Below are 20,078 nucleotides of genomic sequence, written 5' to 3'. Positions count from 1 at the left end.
AGCGGACGTTAGCCCGCGCGGGCGCCGCCTCACCAGGCCAGCTGCGCGATCTCCTCCGCCACCACCGCGCAGGCGTCCGCCGCCGGGTCGATCAGCGGGAAGTGGCCGACCTCCTCCAGGAGCGTCAGGCCCACCACCTCGCCCGCCTTCGCCGCCGCCTCCGCATACGCGTCGGCGACCGCCTCCGGCACGGTCAGGTCCGCACGGCCCTGGACGAGGGTGGTCGCGATGCCGGTGGGGAGCAGCAGGGCGGGATCGGCGTACGGGCAGCGCTCGGTGAACCGCTCGTCGCCGCCGAGGAGTTGCAGGGCGGCGTGCCCGCACACCTCCAGCTTCTCCGCGACCGTGAAGTCGGCGATCGGAGCCAGGGCGACCACGCCGCGAAGGGCGGCGGGCGCGGGGGTGCGCCAGGGGGCGTCGGCGGGCAGGACGTGGCGGGCCGCCGCCCACAGGGCCAGGTGGCCGCCCGCCGAGTGACCGGTGAGCACCGTGCGGCCCGGGTCGGCCTGCGGGAGCGCCTCCCGGACCAGCGCGGGCAGCGCGTCCAGCGCGGCCGCGACGTCGTCGAAGGTGTCCGGCCAGCGGCCCGCGACCGGGCCCGCGCCGCCTTGGGCCGGGAGCACGCCGCCGCGCCGGTACTCGACGTTGGCGACGGCGAAGCCCCGGCGGGCCAGATGGTCCGCGAACGGGGTGAGGTGCCGGCGGTCGTACGGCGCCCGCCAGGCGCCGCCGTGCAGGGCCACCACCAAGGGGGCGAGCGACGCCGCCGACGGTGACTCCGTACCGTCCCCACGCGGGGCGTAGAAGTCGATCACCTGGTCCGGATGGTCGCCGTACGACGCGGTGGCGTCCGGTTCGACGGGAGGGTGCGAGAACGCCGACTCCTCCTCGGCGGCGGCCCGGGCTGCTGCGGCGTCGTCCGGCATGCTCCAACCTCTCAGCGACGTGACGGGGGCGGTGCGGGTTCGGCGGCCCGGATGTGCGTTCGGCGACCGTCGGCGGCCCCGTACGCTACCGGCTCAGCGTTTCCCCCAATACCCTCGCGGCCCGCTCCGTATCGGCGAAGCCGACGTACAGCGGGGTGAAGCCGAAGCGGAGGACGTCGGGGGCACGGTAGTCACCGACCACGCCCCGCTCGATCAGCCGCTTCATCACCTCACCGGCGTCCGGACAGCGCAGCGCCACCTGGCTGCCCCGCTCCTCATGGGCGGCCGGCGTCAGGGACTCGACCGAGCCGTCCGGTACGTACGCCTCCACGCACTCCAGGAAGAAGTCCGTCAGCGCGAGGGACTTGGCGCGCACCGCCTCGATCGTCACCCCGTCCCAGACCTCCAGCGCCGCCTCCAGGGCGAGCATGGACAGGATGTCCGGCGTGCCGACCCGGCCGCGCAGGGCGCCCGCCGCCGGTTCGTACGACGTCCGCATGCCGAAGGGATCCACGTGGGAGTTCCAGCCCGGCAGCGGCGAGTCGAAGGCGTCCTGCCGGGACCGCCGTACATACAGGTACGCCGGTGAACCCGGGCCGCCGTTCAGGTACTTGTACGTGCAGCCGACCGCCAGGTCCACGCCGTGCTCGTCCAGGCCCACCGGGAGCGCGCCGGCGCTGTGGCACAGGTCCCAGACCGCCACCGCGCCCGCCGCACGGACGGCGGCGGTGAGGGCGGGGAGGTCGCGGAGACGGCCGGTGCGGTAGTCGACGTGGTTGAGCAGCACCGCCGCCGTACGCCCGCCCAGCGCCCCCGGCACCTCAGCCGGCGTGACCGGCCGCAGCGTGCACCCCGTCATCCGCGCCGCCGACTCGGCGATGTAGCCGTCGGTGGGAAACGTCGTCGCGTCGACCAGGATCTCGTCGCGCCCCTCGCCGGCCATCCGCACGGCGGCCACAAGTGCCTTGAAGACGTTGACGCTTGTCGAGTCGCCCACCACGATCTCGCCCGGCGCCGCGCCGACCAGCGGGGCGATCCGGTCGCCGATCCGCTCGGGCGCCGTCCACCAGCCGCTCTCGTCCCAGGAGCGGATGCGCAGCTCGCCCCACTGGCGGCGGACGACGTCCTCGACCCGGCCGGGGACGTGCGCGGGCAGCGCGCCCAGCGAGTTGCCGTCCAGGTAGACCACGTCGTCGAGGGCGAACTCGGCGCGTTTGGGGGCCAGTTCGTCGGCGGCGTCCAGCTTCTCTGCCTTCTCGGCCGTCTCTGCCTTCTCCGTCGACTCAGACATGGGACCTCGCCGTCCACAGCTCGGGGAACACGTTCTTCCGTGCGCGCTTCTCCAGCCAGGCCACCCCGGCCGAGCCGCCCGTGCCGGGCTTCGCGCCCATCGCGCGGCGCGTGGCGACGAGATGGTCGTTGCGCCATCGCCAGACCAGCTCGGCCACGTCGGTCAACGCCTCGCCCAGCCGGGCGAGTTCGGCGTGCTGGTCACCGGAGTAGACGGCCGCCCAGGCCGCCTCGACGGCCTCCGAGGGCTCGTACCGCAGCGACACGTCCCGGCGCAGGACGGTCTCGGGAATCTCCTGGCCGCGGCGCGCGAGGAGCCGTACCGCCTCGTCGTACAGGCTCGGCTCGTGCAGGGCCTTCTCCAGCTCGGCGTGGGCGCGCGGCGCGCCGCGGTGCGGGACGAGCATCGACGCCGACTTCTCGCCTAGCAGGAACTCCATGCGCCGGTACATCGCCGACTGGAAGCCGGAGCCCTCGCCGAGGGCGGAGCGGTAGGAGTTGAACTGGGCCGGAGTGAGCTGCGCGAGCGGCTTCCAGGAGGCGTTCAGCGCCTCCAGCTCCCGTACGGACCGCTTCAGGGCGTCGATCGCCGTCGGCACGTCGTCCGCCCGCAGCGCACCGGCCGCCGTCTCCCACTCGTGCACGAGGACCGTGAACCACAGCTCCATGACCTGGGTGGTGACCAGGAAGACCAGCTCCCCGGGGTCGTCGGAGAGGGTGTGCTGGAGGTGGGTGAGCACATCCGCCCGGACGTAGTCCTCGTACGGCGTGGTGCCCGCGAAGTCGAGATGCGGAGTCTCGGGCTCAACGGCCTCGTAAGGGGGGCGAGCCTGGTGGGACATCGCTGTCTCCTGCTGTACTCCGGGTAGCGGTCCGCCCCTGCCGATGCCGGCACGGGGGCCCCGGTCCCCATCGGCATCGTCCGCGATCACCCTGGATACGGCAAGGCCCGCCTGCCGCCAGACGGGCCACACCGCGTGCGCCCGGTCAGCCCAAGGTCTGGGCCGCCGACGGCGAGGAGTCCTTCAGGAACTGCGAGCAGCGCTCGTACTCCTCCTGCTCGCCGATCGCCTGCGCGGCGCGGGCGAGGGCGTGCAGGGCGCGCAGGAAGCCGCGGTTGGGCTCGTGCTCCCACGGCACCGGTCCGTGGCCCTTCCAGCCGTTGCGGCGCAGGGCGTCCAGGCCCCGGTGGTAGCCCGTGCGGGCGTAGGCGTACGACTCGACGACCGAGCCCCGCTCGAACGCGTCGTCGGCCAGCTGGGCCCAGGCGAGCGAGGAGGTCGGGTGCTGGGCGGCGACCTCGGCGGGCGCCGTGCCGTTCGCGAGGAGCTCGCGCGGCCCCGGGTCGTCGGGCAGGTGGGTCGGGGGCGGCCCCCCGAGGAGGTTTTCGTGAAGGGTCATGCGTTCAGTCTGTCACCGGGGGCCGCCGCCGTCGGACTCACCGGTGCCGGCCCCGCCCACACCCGCACGTCCGGGCCGGGCCGGTTCCCCCTCCAGCGGGGGCGTCGTCAGGCTGCCGTGGGTGCGGCACTCCGGACGGCGGCAGCCGGGCGCCAGGCGACGCACCGTCGCGAAGGCCAGCACGGACCCGGCCACCAGCACGCCCGCGCAGATCGGCATGGCCCGGTCGAACGCGGCGTCGAAGGCGACGGCCGAGCGGTAGGCCTCCGGGCCCATCCCGGTCAGCAGCGGCAGCGCGGCCACCGCGATCAGGCCGGCGGCGCGGGCGGCCGCGTTGTTGATGCCGCTGGCCAGGCCCGCCTGCGCGGTGTCCACGGAGGCGAGGACGGTGGCGGTCAGCGGCGCCACCAGCGTGACCATGCCCGCGCCCATCACCACCAGGGCGGGCAGCACGTCGGCGAGATAGTTCGCGTGCTGTCCCACCCGCAGCATGAGCAGCATCCCGCCCGCGCACAGCAGCGGGCCGACGGTGAGCGGGATCCGGGGGCCGATGCGGGAGGCCAGGGCGCCCGAGCGGGCCGAGAACAGCAGCATCATCACGGTCGTCGGCAGCAGGGCCGTCCCGGCCTGGAGGGCCGAGTACCCGGCGAAGACCTGGAGCTGGAGCGCGGTGAGGAAGAAGAAGCCGCCGAAGGCCGCGTAGACGCAGAGGGTGACGAGGTTGACCGCCGTGAACTGGCGGGAGGCGAAGATGTCGAGCGGCATCATCGGGTGGGGGCGGTGCTTCTCGACGTACACGAAGGCGACGCCCGCCAGGACCCCGGCCACCGCCGTGACCGGTACGGCGACCGAGCCGCTGCGGGCCTCGATCAGCGCGTACGTCACCAGGGCGAGCGCCAGGGCGCCCAGCACCGCGCCCAGCACGTCGAAGCGGCCGCGGCTGTAGGGGTCCGAGGACTCGGGGACGTGGCGCAGGGCGATGGGCGCGCAGAGGAGGGCCAGCGGGACGTTGAGCAGGAACACCCAGCGCCAGCCCGGGCCGTCCACCAGCCAGCCGCCCAGGAACGGGCCGACGGCGGCCCCGACGCCCCCGAACCCCGACCACAGCCCGACGGCCTTGGCCCGGTCGTCCGGATGGAAGGACGCCTGGATCAGGGCGAGGGAGCCCGGGGTCAGCAGCGCGCCGCCGATGCCCTGCAGCGCGCGGGCGCCGATCAGCACACCGTCGGTCGGGGCCAGCCCGCACAGCAGCGAGGCGGCCGCGAACCAGACGACCCCGATCACGAAGATCTTGCGCCGGCCGTAGTGGTCGCCGAGCGATCCGCCGAGCAGGATCAGCCCGGCCAGCGTCAGCATGTACGCGTTGACCATCCACTGCAGGGCGGCCAGGCTCGCGTGGAGGTCGCGGCCGATGGTGGGCAGCGCGACGTTGACGACGGTCGAGTCCAGCAGGGCCATGCTGGAGCCGAGCACCGTGGTGAGCAGGATCCACTTGCCCTGCCGTGAGACGAGCCGGACATCGGGCATGCCCCCAGATATACCGGGGATCCCCCGGGCACGCAGTGAGCCCGGCGCGATCGCGCCGGGCTCACCGGAAAACGCTCCGGGAGTACGTCCCGGGGAGTGTCTTACTTGATCTTCGTGCCGGCCGAGCGCAGGTTGCGCGCGGCCTCGACGACGCGCTGGGCCATGCTCGCCTCGGCGAGCTTGCCCCAGGTGCGCGGGTCGTAGGCCTTCTTGGAGCCGACCTCGCCGTCGACCTTCAGGACGCCGTCGTAGTTGCGGAACATGTGGTCGGCGACCGGACGCGTGAAGGCGTACTGCGTGTCGGTGTCGATGTTCATCTTGACGACGCCGTTCTCCAGCGCGGTCGCGATCTCCTCCTCCGAGGAGCCGGAGCCGCCGTGGAAGACGAAGTCGAACGGCTTGCTGCCCGCCGGCAGGCCGAACTTGGCGGCGACGCCCTCGTTCAGCTCCTTCAGCAGGTCGGGGCGGAGCACGACGTTGCCCGGCTTGTACACGCCGTGCACGTTGCCGAAGGACGCGGCGAGCAGGTAGCGGCCCTTGTCGCCGAGGCCGAGGGCCTCCGCCGTACGGATCGCGTCCTCGGCCGTCGTGTAGAGGGAGTCGTTGATCTCGTGGGATACACCGTCCTCCTCGCCACCGGTCGGGGTGATCTCCACCTCGAGGACGATCCGGGCGGCGTCGGCGCGCGCCAGGAGTTCCTGCGCGATGGCGAGGTTGTCGGCGAGGGTCTCGGCGGAGCCGTCCCACATGTGGGACTGGAAGAGCGGGTTGCCGCCGGCCTTCACGCGCTCCTCGGAGACCGCGAGCAGCGGACGGACGTAACCGTCCAGCTTGTCCTTCGGGCAGTGGTCCGTGTGCAGGGCGATCGTCACCGGGTACTTCTCGGCGACGATGTGCGCGAACTCGGCGAGGGCCACCGCGCCGGTGACCATGTCCTTGCTGTACTGGCCGCCCAGGAACTCGGCGCCGCCCGTCGAGATCTGGATGATGCCGTCGCTCTCCGCCTCGGCGAAGCCGCGCAGCGCCGCGTTCAGGGTCTGGCTGGAGGTGACGTTGATGGCCGGGTAGGCGAACCTGCCTGCCTTCGCCCGGTCGAGCATCTCGCGGTAGACCTCAGGGGTTGCGATGGGCATCTGTCCGCTCCTTGAGTGTGCAGGTTGGCATATGCGTACTAGGCCCCGACCCAGACCTTGGGGGTGACGTCATCGTCGTCCCCATCTTTCCAGACATGCGCCGATGCTCCAGAGCCCCCTGCCGGAAGGTCGCGGCGCCCGTACGTCAGTCCAGCCCGAGGTCTTCCTTCGAGAACGCGAACACGTAGGGAACCCCGGCCTGTTCGGCGATCGCCTCGGCGGCGCCCGTCGCCCTGTCCACGATCGTGGCCACCGCGACGACCTCCGCGCCGGCCTCGCGCAGCGCCTCGACCGCGGTCAGCACCGAACCGCCCGTGGTCGAGGTGTCCTCCACGGCCAGCACGCGCCGGCCCTTGACCTCGGCGCCCTCGATACGGCGCTGCAGGCCGTGCGCCTTGCCCGCCTTGCGGACGACGAAGGCGTCCAGCACCTTCCCGCGCGCGGCGGAAGCATGCAGCATGGCGGTCGCGACCGGGTCGGCGCCGAGGGTGAGGCCGCCGACGGCGTCGAAGTCGAACTCGTCGGTCAGGTCGAGCATGACCTGACCGACCAGCGGGGCGGCCTCGCCGTCGAGGGTGATGCGGCGGAGGTCGACGTAGTAGTCGGCTTCCTTGCCCGACGACAGGGTCACCTTGCCGTGCACCACGGCCTTGTCCTTGATCTGCTGCAGCAGCGCGCCGCGTACGTCCGTCATGCCGCCCAGCTTAGAGGCGGCGCCAGCTCCAGGTGGTGGTGGCCTCCAGCGGTTCGAGCGGGGTGACCAGGCGCGGGAGGGTGTTCAGCCCGTTGGGCGGACCGGTCTGCGGCTCGACGCACACGGCGGCGTCCTGCTCGTCGTACACGACCACCCACTCCTCGCGGCTTCCCACCTTCAGCTCCAGCTGCCCCGGCCAGGTGACCGTGACGTCGACACCGCCGGGCATCCCGAAGCAGTCGTCCCAGGGACCGGGCTTCGGCTCGATGCGCCGCCCGGTGGGCAGATGGTCCTCCCCGCGCTCCTCCTGCCAGGCGGGGCTGAAGTCGAGCAGCGCGTCCTCGGCGTCCTCGCCGCCGAGGTTCCGGTTGAACCACGGGTGCCAGCCGATCTGCGCCGGGAAGGACGAGTCGTACGCCTCCACGGACATGGTCAGCGTCAGGCTGTCCTCGGCCAGGCGGACGACCTGGGTGACGCGGCCGGGGTAGGGCCAGGGCTCGACCAGGTCGTACGTGATCACGGCCTCGTCGTCACCGACGCGGGCGGTGCGCCAGGCGCCGTCGCGGGCCGTGCCGTGGATGGCGTGCGGCGGGGAGTTGAGCGGCATCCGGTGGACGGTGCCGCCGTTCATGAAGCGCCCGTCCCGGATCCGGCCGCACCAGGGGACCATCGGGAAGCAGCCGAAGCGCTCGCCCTGCCGCAGCAGTTCGAGGCCGCCGATCCGGAGCCCTTCGATACGACCGCCGTTCCCCGGGCCCACGCGCACTTCCGCGTCGCCCGCGGTCAGCGTGATGTGTTCGTTACTCACGCAAGCGACCCTACTGGGCCGATCAAGAGGGCGGTCGGCGGACGGGGCGGCGCGCACCGATCGGCGGTCAGTGACGCCTGCGTAGCGCCCGGCCCACCACGATCGCCGACGCCACCACGAGCGCGGCGGCCGGCGCCGCCCAGCGGAGGGTGGTGTTCGCGGCGACGGTCTGCGGAGCCGGTACGGGGGCGTAGCGCCCGCGCGGTGGAGCGTGGTCCACCTCCTCCGCGCTGCGGCCGATCATCGTCCGCCGCGCGTGCGCCGCCTCGGCCGGCGGCTCGGCGGCAGCGGCGAACCCCTCGGGGACACCGTCGTCGACCGCGGGGTCGAGGGAGGGCGGGGGAACCTCGGTGTCGAAGACGGAGGCGCGCGCTTCGGGCGCGGCTTCCGGCTCGGGCTCGGACCCGGAGTCGCCTCGAGCGGCGGCCTCCGTCTCCGTCTCGGCCTCCGACGCCGGTTCCGTCTCTCCCGGTGCCGTCGCGAGGGCCTCCACGAAGCGGTGCAGAAGGCGGGTCGTGGCCGAGGTCACCGACTCCGGGCGCAGTTCCGTGATCCGGCCGTCGGCGGAGGCCGTGCCGTCGACGGTGACCGCGGCGCCGTCCTCGGTGTCACGGAGGCGGAGGGTGAGGGCGAGCTTGACCGAGCCGGTGCCGCGGGCCTCGACCGCGTCGGCCTCGAGGGCGTACGAGCCGTCCTTCCGCGCCGAGACGCGCAACGAACCGCGGTAGGTGATGGAGTGGCTGCCGATGCGCACCTTCAGGCGCCCGGTACCGGGTTCGGCCCCGGCGTCCTGCTGGAGTCCGGGAACCGCCCGGGCGACCCGCGCGGGGTCGGCGAGCGCCTCCCTCAGCCGCTCGGCCGCAACCGGAACGAAAACCTCGTGCTCCATGTCCGCTGAGCCTACCCAGGAGCGGCGGATCCACACCCGCTCGTACACGACGTCGATGGCTCAGTAACGCGGATGCGCCAGCGTCGACGGCGGCAGTCCCGCGAACCGTGTGCGAGCCACTGCGCGGGCGTCCGCCGTGAGGGCCGACCGGCTCAGCGAGCACAGCCGCGGCTCGCGCGGATCCAGGTGCAGCAGGGGTGCGGACGGGCCTGCCGAGGCCAGGATGAAGCCCCAGTCGTGGGGTGTGCGGGAGGCGCCGGCGGAGCGGTCGGGCCCGAGGAGGAAGCCGGAGTCCTGGCCGGGGACGCGGTAGGGCGCGACGGCGAGGCCCGCCGCGCGCAGCGTCGACGCCACCGTCCAGAAGACCCGGGGCCGGGTCGAGACCGCTCCCGCGTGCACCACCAGCCGCCCGCCCGGCCGCAGCACGCGGCGGGTCAGGCCGTAGAACTCCTGCGAGTACAGCTTCGTGCTGGCGGTGATGCCCGGGTCGGGCAGGTCCGCGATCACCACGTCGTACGCCGACGAGCTCGCCCCGCGCAGCCAGCGGAACGCGTCCGCCGTGGTGACGTGGACGCGCGGGTCGTCGTACACATGGCCGTTGAGGGCGGCCAGTCCCGGGTCGCTGCGGGCCAGGTTCACCAGGCCGGCGTCGAGTTCGACGACGTCGACGCGCCGCACGCCCGTGTGCCGCAGCACCTCCCGGGCCGCCAGCCCGTCCCCGCCGCCGAGGATCAGCACGCGCGCGTGGGGGCCGGCCATCGCGGGGTGGACGAGCGCCTCGTGGTAGCGGCGCTCGTCGTGGCCGCCGACCCGCAGCCGGCCGTCCAGGTACAGGTCGAGGGGGCGGCCGCGGGTGCCTCCGGTGAGGACGACCTCCTGGACGTCGGTCTGGAGGGCCACGCGGACGTCGTCGCCGTACACGGCCTGCCGTGCGGCCCGCTCGAAGTCGCCGACGAGTACGGCGGCCGAGGCGAGGATGCCGAGCACGGTGACGTTGGCGACCAGCAGCAGCCAGCGGGCCCGGCGGGTCATGTCGTACCGGAACAGGCCGAGGACGAGGGCGCCGCCGGCCACGACGTTGACGGTGCCGGTGAGCAGCGCGCCGGTCAACTGGCCCAGGAACGGCAGCAGAAAGAAGGGAAAGGCGAGACCGCCGACGAGCGCGCCGACGTAGTCCGCCGCGAACAGGTCGGCCACCGCGCCGCCCGCGTCCTGGCGGCGGACGCGCTGGATCAGCTCCATCAGCAACGGCACCTCCGCGCCGATGAGCAGACCGATGGCGAGGGAGAAGGCGACGAGGAGCCAGCGGGGGCCGTCGGCCCACAGGCCGCCCCAGCCGCCGGTCCAGGCGAAGACGGCGTACAGCGCCATCGCACTGCAGCCGCCGATGAGGGCGAGGGCCGCCTCGAGGGCGCCGAAGCCGGCGGCCGCGTGCCGGCGCAGCCGCTTCGCGGCGAGGGAGCCGATCCCCATCGCGAAGACCATGACGGAGAGCACCACGGAGGCCTGGGTGACCGAGTCGCCGATCAAGTACGAGGCGAGGGCGACGAGTTCGAGTTCGTACACGAGCCCGCAGGCCGCGCAGACGAAGGCGACCGCGAGCACCAGCAGCCGTCCGGTCCCCGCTCGGACGGGCAACCGCGAGGGACCGCCCAAGGGCGGCGGGGCACCCGGGAGGACGGGGGCGTGCGGATCGATCACGCTGCGACGTTACGTCACACACCGGGCACGCTTCGTCACCCACACGTGTGGAACTACCGGTGGTTGACGGGCCGGGCGTTTATTTCACCCCACCCGAGCCGCACCTGCCACCATGTCCCGTACGCCCCACGGGAGTTGCCGATCCCGGGCCTGCCCTAGCCGCGCTGAGCCGCCACCCGCACCCCGACCCGCGTGCGCGTCGCCACCAACTGCCCGTCCTCCGGGTACGCGTGCCAGGTGCGCCAGTGCACCTGGCTCTCCTGACGCTGGGCGAGCATCGCCGTGAAGGCGTGGGGGCTGCCGGGGAAGACGCCGGCGAGGCCGTGCGGGTGGTCCGAGACGAGGGCCAGCAACTCCTGGGCGCGGGCGGCGAAGGAGCCGGGCGTCAGGAGCTCCACGCGCGCCGCGAACTCGTACTCCCAGTCCCCGACCCGCTTGGCCACTCCCAGCGGCAGGGGCGTGCTGGAGCCCGGGATGCACGCCACCGTCTCCGAACAGTCGCCCCGCTCCTCCTCCAGGAGCACCTGGTGGGACGCGCCGAGCAGTCGCAACTGCAGCTTGGCCCCGGCCAGTTCGAGGTCGAGCGTGGCCAGGGCGGGGAGCGGCTCGCGCCCCAGGGCCCAGGCGAGATCCGCGGCGCTTGTATCGGTATAGGAGGTTTTCAGGGTCGTGAGCATGGGTCGGCTCCGCTAGCACGCAAAGAAGAAGAGGGAGTTGGGTCCGGCGCACCTCGGCCGACGACAGGAGATCGGCCGCGTCCGCCCGGCCGGCCCAGCCGGGGAGAAGGTGTCTGCAGGACGTCCAACAAGGGGCTGCGTTGGTGATTTAGAGGGAATCATGAACTGTGGCGCCGCCACAGCGTTTTTACCCAACTTCGCCGGGTTTCCATCCCTCAGAGGGCTCCACAGTTCAACTGTTCAACCACGGCGTGCGCCGGGCGCGGGTTCATGCGCAAACGCGCCCGCCGGACATCCGTTCCCGGCGGGCGCCCGGGGCGCGCCCGGCTGCGGTTCCCCCTGTGTCCTCGGAGCTCAACTGCCCTGTGTCAGCTGCCTCCACCGCATCCGCCGCCACCGCCACCACACCCGCCGCCGCCGCAGGACGAGCCGCCGCACGAATGACCGCCGCCGCAGGAGTGGTGACCGCCCGAGTGGTGCCCGCCCGAGTGGTGCCCGCCGAGCGACGATCCGCCGTCTCCCCCGTCGGCCCACCAGCTGCCGCCTCCTGCGCCGATCCCGCCGCGCACCCCGCCGCCCCGGCCGCTCGCCCGCTTGGCGCCGACCACGTTCGCGACGGTCAGGACGATCCCGAGGCATATGAGCCCCACCAGTATCAGCATCAACACGGTGCCCATGTCGTCACCTTCTTCCCGCCCCCCGAAGCGGCCCCCCGTGGGCGCCTCGTCCGTGGCGTGAACGGCAGATGCCCGCCCGTCTCATCTGTCAAAGCGGAGTTGAGGAACTCCAGAGCTTGGGCGCAGGATGGCCCGCATGACCGCCAGCGCACGTCCTCTCCTCAACCGCCGGCTCGCCGAGTTCGGGACGACGATCTTCGCCGAGATGTCCGCCCTGGCCCTGCGCACCGGATCGATCAACCTCGGGCAGGGCTTCCCCGACACGGACGGTCCCGAGGAGGTCCGGGAGGCGGCCGTGCGCGCGCTGCGCGACGGGCGCGGCAACCAGTACCCGCCGGGCCCGGGCGTCCCCGAGCTGCGCACCGCGATCGCAGCGCACCAGCAGCGCCGCTACGGGCTGCCGTACGACCCCGACACCGAGGTGCTGGTGACGGCGGGCGCCACCGAGGCGATCGCCGCCGCGCTGCTGGCCCTGCTGGAGCCCGGCGACGAGGTGATCGCCTTCGAGCCGTACTACGACTCGTACGCCGCCGGCATCGCGATGGCGGGCGGCAGGCGCGTACCGGTGACCCTCCGCCCGCACATCGACGCCGACGGGGTCGCGAGCTTCCGCCTCGACCTCGACGAGCTGCGCGCGGCGGTGACCGACCGCACCCGGCTGCTGCTGATCAACACCCCGCACAACCCGACCGGCACGGTCCTCACCCGCGAGGAGCTGGCCGCGATCGCCGAGCTGGCGGTGGAACGGGATCTGCTGGTGGTCACGGACGAGGTGTACGAGCACCTGGTCTTCGACGACGCCGAGCACCTGCCGCTGGCCACGTTCCCCGGGATGCGCGAGCGCACGGTGACCATCGGGTCGGCGGGCAAGACCTTCTCGTTCACGGGGTGGAAGGTCGGCTGGGTGACGGCCACGCCCGAGCTGGTCGGGGCGGTCCGCTCGGCGAAGCAGTTCCTGACGTATGTGGCGTCGGGGCCGTTCCAGTACGCGGTGGCCGAGGCGCTGTCCCTCCCCGACACGTACTTCTCCGCCTTCCGCGCGGACATGCTGGCCCGGCGCGACCTGCTGGCGTCGGGGCTGGCGGAGGCGGGCTTCAGGGTGTTCCGGCCCGCGGGCACGTACTTCATCACCACCGACATCCGCCCCCTCGGCGAGAGCGGCTTCGCCTTCTGCCGGGCCCTGCCCGAGCGGGCCGGGGTGGTGGCCATCCCGAACGCGGTGTTCTACGACCACCGGGACGAGGGCGCCCCGTTCGTCCGCTTCGCCTTCTGCAAGCAGACGGCCGTACTGGAGGAAGCGGCCACACGTCTGAAGAGCCTGATGGGCTGAGCGGCCTAGTCGGCGCGGGGCACGGTCCCATAATCACCGGGTACGACCCACTCGTCCCGCAATATGCCCATGTGAACCATGTCAGCACGCCCGTAACCTCCCCTGCCCTGCCTGCACCGGACACCGACGCCGGGATCCGGCCGCTCCGGCTGCGGATCCCGGCCGCGGTCACGGCGGTCGGCCTGTTCGTCGCGGCCCGGATCGCCGGCGTGGCCGTGCTCGCCGTCGCCGCCCGGGCCGACGGCAAGCACCCGCTCACCCTGCTCGCCCGGTCCTGGGACTCGCTCTGGTACCTGGGAATCGCCATCCACGGCTATGGCGCCACCTTCTACAAGCCCGGCTTCGCCCTCAGCAACCTCGCCTTCTTCCCGCTCTATCCCGGCCTGATCCGCGCCGTCACCGCCGTGGCCCCGCTGGATGCGGGCGCGGCGGCACTCGCGCTGTCATGGGTCGCGGCCGTCGTGGCCGCCTGCGGGATCTACGCCGTCGGCACCCGGGTGCACGGCCGCGCCGTCGGCGGCGCCCTGGTGCTGCTGTGGGGGCTGCTGCCGCACTCGGTCGTCCTGTCGACGGCATACACCGAACCGCTGCTCACCGCCTTCGCCGCCTGGTCGCTGTACGCCGTGCTCACCGGGCACTGGGTGCGGGCGGGCCTGCTGGCCACGCTGGCCGGGCTGTCCCGGCCCAACGGGTTCGCGGTGGCGCTGGCGGTGCTCGCAGTCGCGGCGGTGGAGATCCGGGCCGCCCGCGGACGGGTTTCCCCCAGGCTGTGGACGGGCGCCGCGCTCGCGCCCCTGGGCTGGTGGGGCTATGTGCTGTGGGTCGGCCGGCGCCAGGGCGACCTGCTCGGCGGGTACTTCGCGGTACAGGGAGGCTGGGGCTCCCGCTTCGACCTCGGCCTCGGGTCGCTGCACTTCGCCAAGCACCTGCTGACGGACGGGGACGGGTTCTACTTCTACGTGGCCTACGTGCTGATGGGAGTGGCCGCGCTGCTGTTCGTGCTGCTCCTGCGCGACCGCCCGCCGCTCGCCCTGCTCGTCTACAGCGGCGTCCTGCTGCTCGTGGCCCTCGGCGGTTCGAGCTACCACCAGTGCAAGCCCCGCTTCCTGCTGGCCGCGTTCCCGCTGCTGCTCCCCGCGGCCCAGGCCCTGGTGCGTATGGCGAGAGCCCAGCCCTGGCGCGCGGCTCTGGTGGCCTGCGCCCTGGCCGGGCTCTCGTTCAGCTACGGCGCGTACCTCGTGGTGTTCGCCGACGCGCCGCTGTGAGCGGGCGGGCTACTGCTCCTCGCCGCCCTCGGGGCCGTCCGCCTCGTCGACGTCCTGCTCGAGGCCGAGCTGCTCGACGAGCCACTTGTCGAACTCGATCGCGGCCCGCACCCAGCTGACCGTGGAGGAGACGAAGTGGTTGAGGTCGACGCCCGTGCCGATCAGCATCTGGGCCTCACCGATGAGGCGGACGGTGCCGTCGTCGTGGGTGTGGGTGTACACCTTGGGCCACAGGGTCCGCCGGTTCCAGTCGTCGATGGACTCCAGCAGCTGCGGCTTCTCGTCGATCTTGTGGGGCCGGTCGTAGAAGGTCCGCACCGAGAAGACCGCCTGCTCCGCGTCCCCGCGGAACATGAAGTACGTACGGAACTGCTCCCACGGCGCCGCGAGGTCACCCTCTTCGTCGACGACGTACTTGAGCTCCATCTGGTCGAGGAGCTGCTTCACGAGGTCCTGATCCGGGACGACGGGGCCCGTCGGTCCTTGGGGCTCGGGCTCGGGCTGGCCCCCGAAGTTCGGAATCGAGGACGGGTCGATGGACATACTTGGAGACTCCTACGATCGTCTGGCTCGTCCGGCCGTCGCTGAGGCCAGACGTATACGTCCCACCCTCTCTCTCTTGGCCGGTGACCGGCAACCTCCGCCACGGCGATGCGCGCCCCCGACCGCACAGTTGCGTGGCCCCGGGACGGATGTCCCGGGGCCACGCAGGTGAGGACCGCTTCCGGACTACAGCGTCTTGCCCGTCGCCGGCCCGACGATCAGACCGTCGCCGACGGCGTCCACGCAGACCGTGTCGCCGTCCTTGACCTCGCCGGAGAGGATCTCCCTGGCGAGACGGTCGCCGATGGCCGTCTGGACGAGGCGGCGCAGCGGGCGCGCGCCGTACGCCGGGTCGTTGCCCTCCTCCGCCAGCCAGGCCAGGGCCTCGGGCGTGACGTCCAGGGTGAGCCGCCGCTCGGACAGCCGCTTGGCCAGCCGGTCGATCTGGAGCCGCGCGATCCGGGACAGCTCGTCCTTGTCCAGGGCCGAGAAGACCACCAGATCGTCGAGTCGGTTGAGGAACTCGGGCTTGAAGGAGGTCCGGACGACCTCCAGCACCTGCGCCTTCTTCACCTCTTCACTGGTCGCCGGCTCGACGAGGAACTGGCTGCCCAGGTTCGACGTCAGCACGAGGATCGTGTTGCGGAAGTCGACCGTACGGCCCTGTCCGTCCGTCAACCTCCCGTCGTCCAGGACCTGCAGGAGGATGTCGAAGACCTCGGGGTGCGCCTTCTCCACCTCGTCCAGCAGCACGACGCTGTACGGGCGCCGCCGCACGGCCTCGGTCAGCTGGCCGCCCTCCTCGTAGCCGACGTAGCCGGGAGGCGCGCCGACCAGCCGGGCCACGCTGTGCTTCTCGCCGTACTCCGACATGTCGATGCGGACCATGGCCCGCTCGTCGTCGAAGAGGAAGTCGGCGAGCGCCTTGGCGAGTTCGGTCTTGCCGACACCGGTCGGGCCGAGGAACAGGAACGATCCGGTGGGCCGGTCGGGGTCGGCGACCCCGGCGCGCGACCGCCGTACCGCATCGCTCACGGCCCGTACGGCCTCGGTCTGCCCGATGAGCCGGCGCCCGAGCTCGTCCTCCATGCGCAGCAGCTTCTGCGTCTCGCCCTCCATCAGGCGGCCGGCTGGGATGCCGGTCCAGGAGGCGACCACGTCGGCGATGTCGTCCGAGCCGACCTCGTCCTTGACCATCGTGTCGCGGGCGGCCTCCTCCTCGGCCTCCGAGGCGGCCTCCAGCTCCTTCTCCAGCTGGGGGATCTCGCCGTAGAGCACCTTGGAGGCGGAGTCGAAGTCGCCGTCGCGCTGAGCGCGTTCGGCCTGCCCGCGCAGGTCGTCGAGCCGCTCCTTCAGCTCACCGACCCGGTTGAGGGACTGCTTCTCCTTCTCCCAGCGGGCGGTCAGGCCCCGCAGCTCCTCCTCCCGGTCGGCGAGGTCGCGGCGCAGCTTCTCCAGCCGCTCCTTGCTGGCGGCGTCGGTCTCCTTGTCGAGGGCCAGCTCCTCCATCTTCAACCGGTCGACGGCGCGCTGGAGTTCGTCGATCTCGACGGGGGACGAGTCGATCTCCATACGCAGCCGGGACGCGGCCTCGTCGACGAGGTCGATGGCCTTGTCGGGCAGGAAGCGGGAGGTGATGTACCGGTCGGACAGGGTCGCGGCCGCCACCAGCGCGCTGTCGGCGATCTGCACCTTGTGGTGCGCCTCGTAGCGCCCCTTCAGACCGCGCAGGATCGCGATGGTGTCCTCGACCGTCGGCTCGGCGACCAGCACCTGCTGGAAGCGCCGCTCAAGCGCGGGGTCCTTCTCGATCCGCTCGCGGTACTCGTCCAGGGTCGTGGCACCGACCATGCGCAGCTCACCGCGCGCGAGCATCGGCTTGAGCATGTTGCCCGCGTCCATGGCGGAGTCGCCGCCGGCACCGGCGCCCACGACCGTGTGCAGCTCGTCGATGAAGGTGATGATCTGCCCCTCGGAGTCCTTGATCTCCGCGAGCACGGTCTTCAGCCGCTCCTCGAACTCACCGCGGTACTTGGCCCCGGCCACCATCGCGCCGAGGTCGAGCGCGACGAGTCGCTTGTCCTTCAGCGACTCGGGCACGTCGCCCTTGACGATCCGCTGGGCAAGCCCCTCGACGACGGCGGTCTTGCCGACACCGGGCTCACCGATGAGCACCGGGTTGTTCTTGGTACGGCGGCTGAGCACCTGCACCACGCGCCGGATCTCGTGGTCCCGTCCGATGACGGGGTCGAGCTTGCCCTCCCGCGCGGCGGCGGTGAAGTCGGTACCGAACTTCTCGAGGGCCTTGTACTGCCCTTCCGGGTCTGCGGTGGTCACCCGGCGTCCTCCCCTGGCCTTCTGAAAGGCCTCTTGCAACTTCCCGGCGTCGGCCCCCTGCTCCGCGAGCACCTCGCCGGCCGCGCCGCCCTTCGCGGCGATGCCCATGAGCAGGTGCTCGGTGGAGAGGTACTCGTCACCGAGTTCCTTGGCCCGCGCCTGCGCGTCCGCGATGACGGCGAGCAGCTCCCGGCTGGGCTGCGGCGGCGCGACCGTGGACCCGGTCACGCTCGGCAGCCCGGCGAGCACGCGCTCGGCCCCCGAGCGTACGGCGGCCTGGTCCGCGTCGACGGCCGCCAGCAGGTCGGTGATGTTCTCGTTGTCCTGCCCCTGGAGCAGGGACAGGAGCAGGTGAGCGGGGGTCAGGTCCGGGTGCCCCTCGGTCACGGCCCGGTTGCTTGCCGTGTTGATCGCGTCCCGGCTCCTGTTGGTCAACTCGGCGTCCACTTATCCGTTCTCCTCCTCGGCGTCACTACACCATTGCCGCTGAGCCATTTCTGACTCAACCCAAGTTCACAAAGTTGAGTCTACTCCGCTCAAGGTCGTTCCCGCGACACCTTTGGCGTTAGGTTTCGAGCTCATGACCACACATTCCGGATATGCCGTGAACCCGGGCGCACCTGATGCGCCGTACGCCGCCTTCTGGCGGGAACGGCACCTGTGCACGCTCACGACACTGCGACCCGACGGCGGCCCGCACGTCGTACCGGTGGGAGTGACCTACGACCCCGAGGCGCGACTGGCCCGGATCATCACGAACAAGACGAGCGCGAAGGCGGCCAACGTCCTGGCGGCCGGCCCGGCGGGCGCCCGCGCCGCCGTCTGCCAGGTGGACGGCCGCCGCTGGGCGACCCTGGAGGGCCGGGCCTGGGTCCAGACCGACCCGGCCCGGATCGCGGAGGCGGAACGGCGCTACGCCGAGCGCTACGAGCGGACACCCTCGCCGAACCCGTCACGCGTGGTGATCGAGATCGAGGTGGAGCGGGCCATGGGGCGCGCCTGAGCCCGCGAGAGCGGATTTCGGCCACCATGGGAAGCCGCCGATACGCGGAGATGCCCGGCAAAACTGCAGCGGCGTCACCGTGTTCAGGTCACGGTGACGCCGCTGCCGGGGGGAAGCACCTGAGCGATCTGTTACGACGGGGGAATCGCGTCAGGCACTGCGGGGGGTGGCCGAGATGGTCCTCAAGTCCGAGACCTTCGCTCCCGTGAGCAGATGATCCCGTTGGTCCAGGTTCACAAAGATCATTCCATACCGGATGGCGCACCGCACGGGCTTCGGCGCCCCACGCGGCTTACGCAGACACCGGTACGCCCGCACGTCGTCGTCCTCGTCCCGCGTGACGACGACCGGCTCACCGAAGACGGTCACCATCAGCGAGTCACCACTGTGGGGGATGGCGGTGACCAGGTCGATGAAGTGCCAGCCGGAGCGGTAGGCGGTGGCCATCTCGCGGCGGAAGGATCGGTCGTCGGGGGGAGTGGTCACGTCAGCTCACAACTCCTGCTGTGCCGGCTGCCACCGCATCGGCATCGATAGACATGGACACCGACGGCCAGCTGGTGTTTGCCCGAGCGTCCTCCCTCACGTGCGAGAAGCTCGACAATGCACCAATGGCCACGGCAACGGAGAAGGCGGCGACAAGCACCGAGCGAAGCAATTTCCTGCTCATAGTCAGCTTCGTCCTCACTTGAAGGTCCCCTTTCCCCCGCCAGGTATGACGATGGCTCATTCAGGCACGTCATGGCCACACAATCGATGCATCATGTTCCTGCATGTTCAGGACCCTGGGGGGTGGAAGTATGACAACGAATCACACGAAAGCGGCACACCCCCACGCGGTGACGGAGCTGTGCGAAGAAGGTGGCCGCATCTACACCGTGGCGCTGCGCACAGGACGCGTCGCACGCGCGGACACCGCGACCGCACCCTGCTTGATGGAACTCGCCCTGCTCCACCCGGACCCCGACGACCCGAACTGGCTGCGTCCGGTCCCCCCGGCGGTCGCTCTGGCGCAGCGGCTCAGCCCGATTGAGCGCGAGATAACCGAACGTCGACGGCTGTCGATCCAACTCGCCGATGCCTTTGAGCCGTTCATGACTCTCAGTGCACAGGTCTTGGCAACCAGCGACTCGATCACCATCCTCGAGGGCAGCGATCGGATCAATGCGGCACTCAACCTGGCCACGGAGGAGTGCCAGACGGAGGTACGCACGGTACAGCCGAACGATCGCATCTCCGACCGGAGCGTGCTGCGAGGGCTGGAGCGCGACAGACCGCTGATCGAACGCGGCGTGAAGGTCCGCACCCTGTACCAGCACACCGCCCGCTACAACCCGGAAAAACTGGCCTATGCCGCCGACCTCGCCGACGGCAAGGTGGAGTACCGCACCATCGACGAGCTTGTGGAGCGCCTCATCATCTGCGACGAGACCGTCGCGTTCATCCCTATACGCGACGACCAGCAGGTGGCGCTGGAACTGCGCCAGGCCGGCCTGGTTCGCTATCTGACCAAAGTCTTCGAGTTCATGTGGAGCCGCGCCGTCCCGCTGAACATGAACGGGCCCTACGAGGCCACCCCCGACGGCATCACCGAGATCCAGCACTCCATCGCCAAGCTCCTGGTGGAGGGCCACGTAGACGAGGCGATTGCGCGCCGCCTGGGCATGAACGTACGCACCTGCCGCGCCCACATAGCCAAGCTGGCACAAATCCTGGGCAGCGGCAGCCGGGCCCAACTCGGCTATCTCATCGCCCAGTCGGGAATCCTGAACCAGCACTCCTCGGTCCGGGTACAGCACCGCCACCACTAACCGCCGGGGGGAGGCACCACCGTGAACTCGATACCGCACCCGGAGCACAGCGTCGAGGAACTGTGT

The 20,078-nt window shown here is 71.6% G+C and carries 19 protein-coding genes; 4 read left to right on the top strand and 15 right to left on the bottom strand.

Annotated elements, in window-relative coordinates:
• Positions 1–29: 29 nt before the first annotated feature.
• The 12 genes from ABZ910_RS05805 to ABZ910_RS05750 form a co-directional block, all read right to left on the bottom strand.
• Positions 30–926: an alpha/beta hydrolase gene (locus ABZ910_RS05805; protein WP_361359778.1), complete on the bottom strand. Its 897-nt coding sequence runs from the start codon at positions 924–926 to the stop codon at positions 30–32.
• Between the two features lie 85 nt (positions 927–1,011).
• Positions 1,012–2,217, bottom strand: coding sequence for a kynureninase (gene kynU / locus ABZ910_RS05800; RefSeq protein ID WP_361359775.1), 1,206 nt, complete (start codon positions 2,215–2,217; stop codon positions 1,012–1,014).
• A complete protein-coding gene (locus tag ABZ910_RS05795) occupies positions 2,210–3,058 on the bottom strand; it encodes a tryptophan 2,3-dioxygenase family protein (RefSeq protein ID WP_361359772.1) in 849 nt (282 codons plus the stop codon). The genes kynU and ABZ910_RS05795 overlap by 8 nt, the downstream gene beginning before the upstream one ends.
• Positions 3,059–3,203: 145 nt before the next feature.
• Entirely contained in the window at positions 3,204–3,617 is a 414-nt protein-coding gene (locus ABZ910_RS05790) for a DUF3151 domain-containing protein (RefSeq protein WP_361359769.1), read from the bottom strand.
• A gap of 12 nt (positions 3,618–3,629) precedes the next feature.
• Positions 3,630–5,144: an MFS transporter gene (locus ABZ910_RS05785; protein WP_361359766.1), complete on the bottom strand. Its 1,515-nt coding sequence runs from the start codon at positions 5,142–5,144 to the stop codon at positions 3,630–3,632.
• Between the two features lie 101 nt (positions 5,145–5,245).
• Positions 5,246–6,277: a class II fructose-bisphosphate aldolase gene (gene fbaA, locus ABZ910_RS05780; RefSeq protein ID WP_361359763.1), complete on the bottom strand. Its 1,032-nt coding sequence runs from the start codon at positions 6,275–6,277 to the stop codon at positions 5,246–5,248.
• A gap of 145 nt (positions 6,278–6,422) precedes the next feature.
• Positions 6,423–6,971 carry an orotate phosphoribosyltransferase gene (gene pyrE / locus ABZ910_RS05775; RefSeq protein WP_361359760.1) on the bottom strand — a complete coding sequence of 183 codons (549 nt, stop codon included), beginning with the start codon at positions 6,969–6,971 and terminating at the stop codon, positions 6,423–6,425.
• A gap of 10 nt (positions 6,972–6,981) precedes the next feature.
• The gene (locus ABZ910_RS05770) at positions 6,982–7,779 is read right to left on the bottom strand and encodes an aldose 1-epimerase (protein WP_361359757.1); all 798 of its coding nucleotides are present in this window, start codon (positions 7,777–7,779) and stop codon (positions 6,982–6,984) included.
• A gap of 67 nt (positions 7,780–7,846) precedes the next feature.
• Positions 7,847–8,668 (bottom strand): SRPBCC domain-containing protein, encoded by an 822-nt coding sequence (locus ABZ910_RS05765; RefSeq protein ID WP_361359754.1) that lies wholly within the window; start codon positions 8,666–8,668, stop codon positions 7,847–7,849.
• Positions 8,669–8,728: 60 nt separating this feature from the next.
• Entirely contained in the window at positions 8,729–10,369 is a 1,641-nt protein-coding gene (locus ABZ910_RS05760) for a polyamine aminopropyltransferase (RefSeq protein WP_361359751.1), read from the bottom strand.
• A gap of 155 nt (positions 10,370–10,524) precedes the next feature.
• Positions 10,525–11,046, bottom strand: a complete 522-nt coding sequence (locus tag ABZ910_RS05755; protein ID WP_361359748.1) for a DUF2617 family protein — start codon at positions 11,044–11,046, stop codon at positions 10,525–10,527.
• 368 nt (positions 11,047–11,414) lie between these two features.
• Positions 11,415–11,723, bottom strand: a complete 309-nt coding sequence (locus ABZ910_RS05750) for a hypothetical protein (RefSeq protein WP_361359746.1) — start codon at positions 11,721–11,723, stop codon at positions 11,415–11,417.
• Positions 11,724–11,850: 127 nt separating this feature from the next.
• Between ABZ910_RS05750 and ABZ910_RS05745 the strand changes: the two genes are divergently transcribed.
• Together ABZ910_RS05745 and ABZ910_RS05740 are read left to right on the top strand one after the other, a co-directional pair.
• On the top strand, positions 11,851–13,053 hold the full coding sequence (locus ABZ910_RS05745; protein WP_361359743.1) for a pyridoxal phosphate-dependent aminotransferase: 1,203 nt from the start codon (positions 11,851–11,853) through the stop codon (positions 13,051–13,053).
• Positions 13,054–13,187: 134 nt separating this feature from the next.
• Positions 13,188–14,318 carry a hypothetical protein gene (locus ABZ910_RS05740; protein ID WP_361359978.1) on the top strand — a complete coding sequence of 377 codons (1,131 nt, stop codon included), beginning with the start codon at positions 13,188–13,190 and terminating at the stop codon, positions 14,316–14,318.
• A 9-nt stretch (positions 14,319–14,327) separates the two neighbouring features.
• Here ABZ910_RS05740 and ABZ910_RS05735 read toward each other — a convergent pair whose 3' ends face one another.
• Both ABZ910_RS05735 and clpB read right to left on the bottom strand, forming a co-directional pair.
• The gene (locus ABZ910_RS05735; RefSeq protein WP_361359740.1) at positions 14,328–14,861 is read right to left on the bottom strand and encodes a YbjN domain-containing protein; all 534 of its coding nucleotides are present in this window, start codon (positions 14,859–14,861) and stop codon (positions 14,328–14,330) included.
• A gap of 186 nt (positions 14,862–15,047) precedes the next feature.
• Positions 15,048–17,645 (bottom strand): ATP-dependent chaperone ClpB, encoded by a 2,598-nt coding sequence (clpB, locus tag ABZ910_RS05730; protein WP_361359737.1) that lies wholly within the window; start codon positions 17,643–17,645, stop codon positions 15,048–15,050.
• A gap of 133 nt (positions 17,646–17,778) precedes the next feature.
• Between clpB and ABZ910_RS05725 the strand changes: the two genes are divergently transcribed.
• Positions 17,779–18,201: a TIGR03618 family F420-dependent PPOX class oxidoreductase gene (locus ABZ910_RS05725; RefSeq protein WP_361359734.1), complete on the top strand. Its 423-nt coding sequence runs from the start codon at positions 17,779–17,781 to the stop codon at positions 18,199–18,201.
• A 150-nt stretch (positions 18,202–18,351) separates the two neighbouring features.
• Here ABZ910_RS05725 and ABZ910_RS05720 read toward each other — a convergent pair whose 3' ends face one another.
• Complete coding sequence (locus tag ABZ910_RS05720) at positions 18,352–18,687, bottom strand: hypothetical protein (RefSeq protein WP_361359731.1); 336 nt, start codon at positions 18,685–18,687, stop codon at positions 18,352–18,354.
• A gap of 314 nt (positions 18,688–19,001) precedes the next feature.
• On the opposite strand from ABZ910_RS05720, the gene ABZ910_RS05715 reads away from it, so the two are divergent.
• Entirely contained in the window at positions 19,002–20,012 is a 1,011-nt protein-coding gene (locus ABZ910_RS05715) for a helix-turn-helix transcriptional regulator (RefSeq protein ID WP_361359728.1), read from the top strand.
• The last annotated feature ends 66 nt before the right edge of the window (positions 20,013–20,078 follow it).

Origin of the sequence: Streptomyces sp. NPDC046805, assembly GCF_040645355.1 — a bacterium.
Lineage (GTDB): Bacteria > Actinomycetota > Actinomycetes > Streptomycetales > Streptomycetaceae > Streptomyces.
The sequence above is the reverse complement of the archived record's forward strand: the minus strand, read 5'-3'. Positions and strand labels throughout refer to the sequence as shown.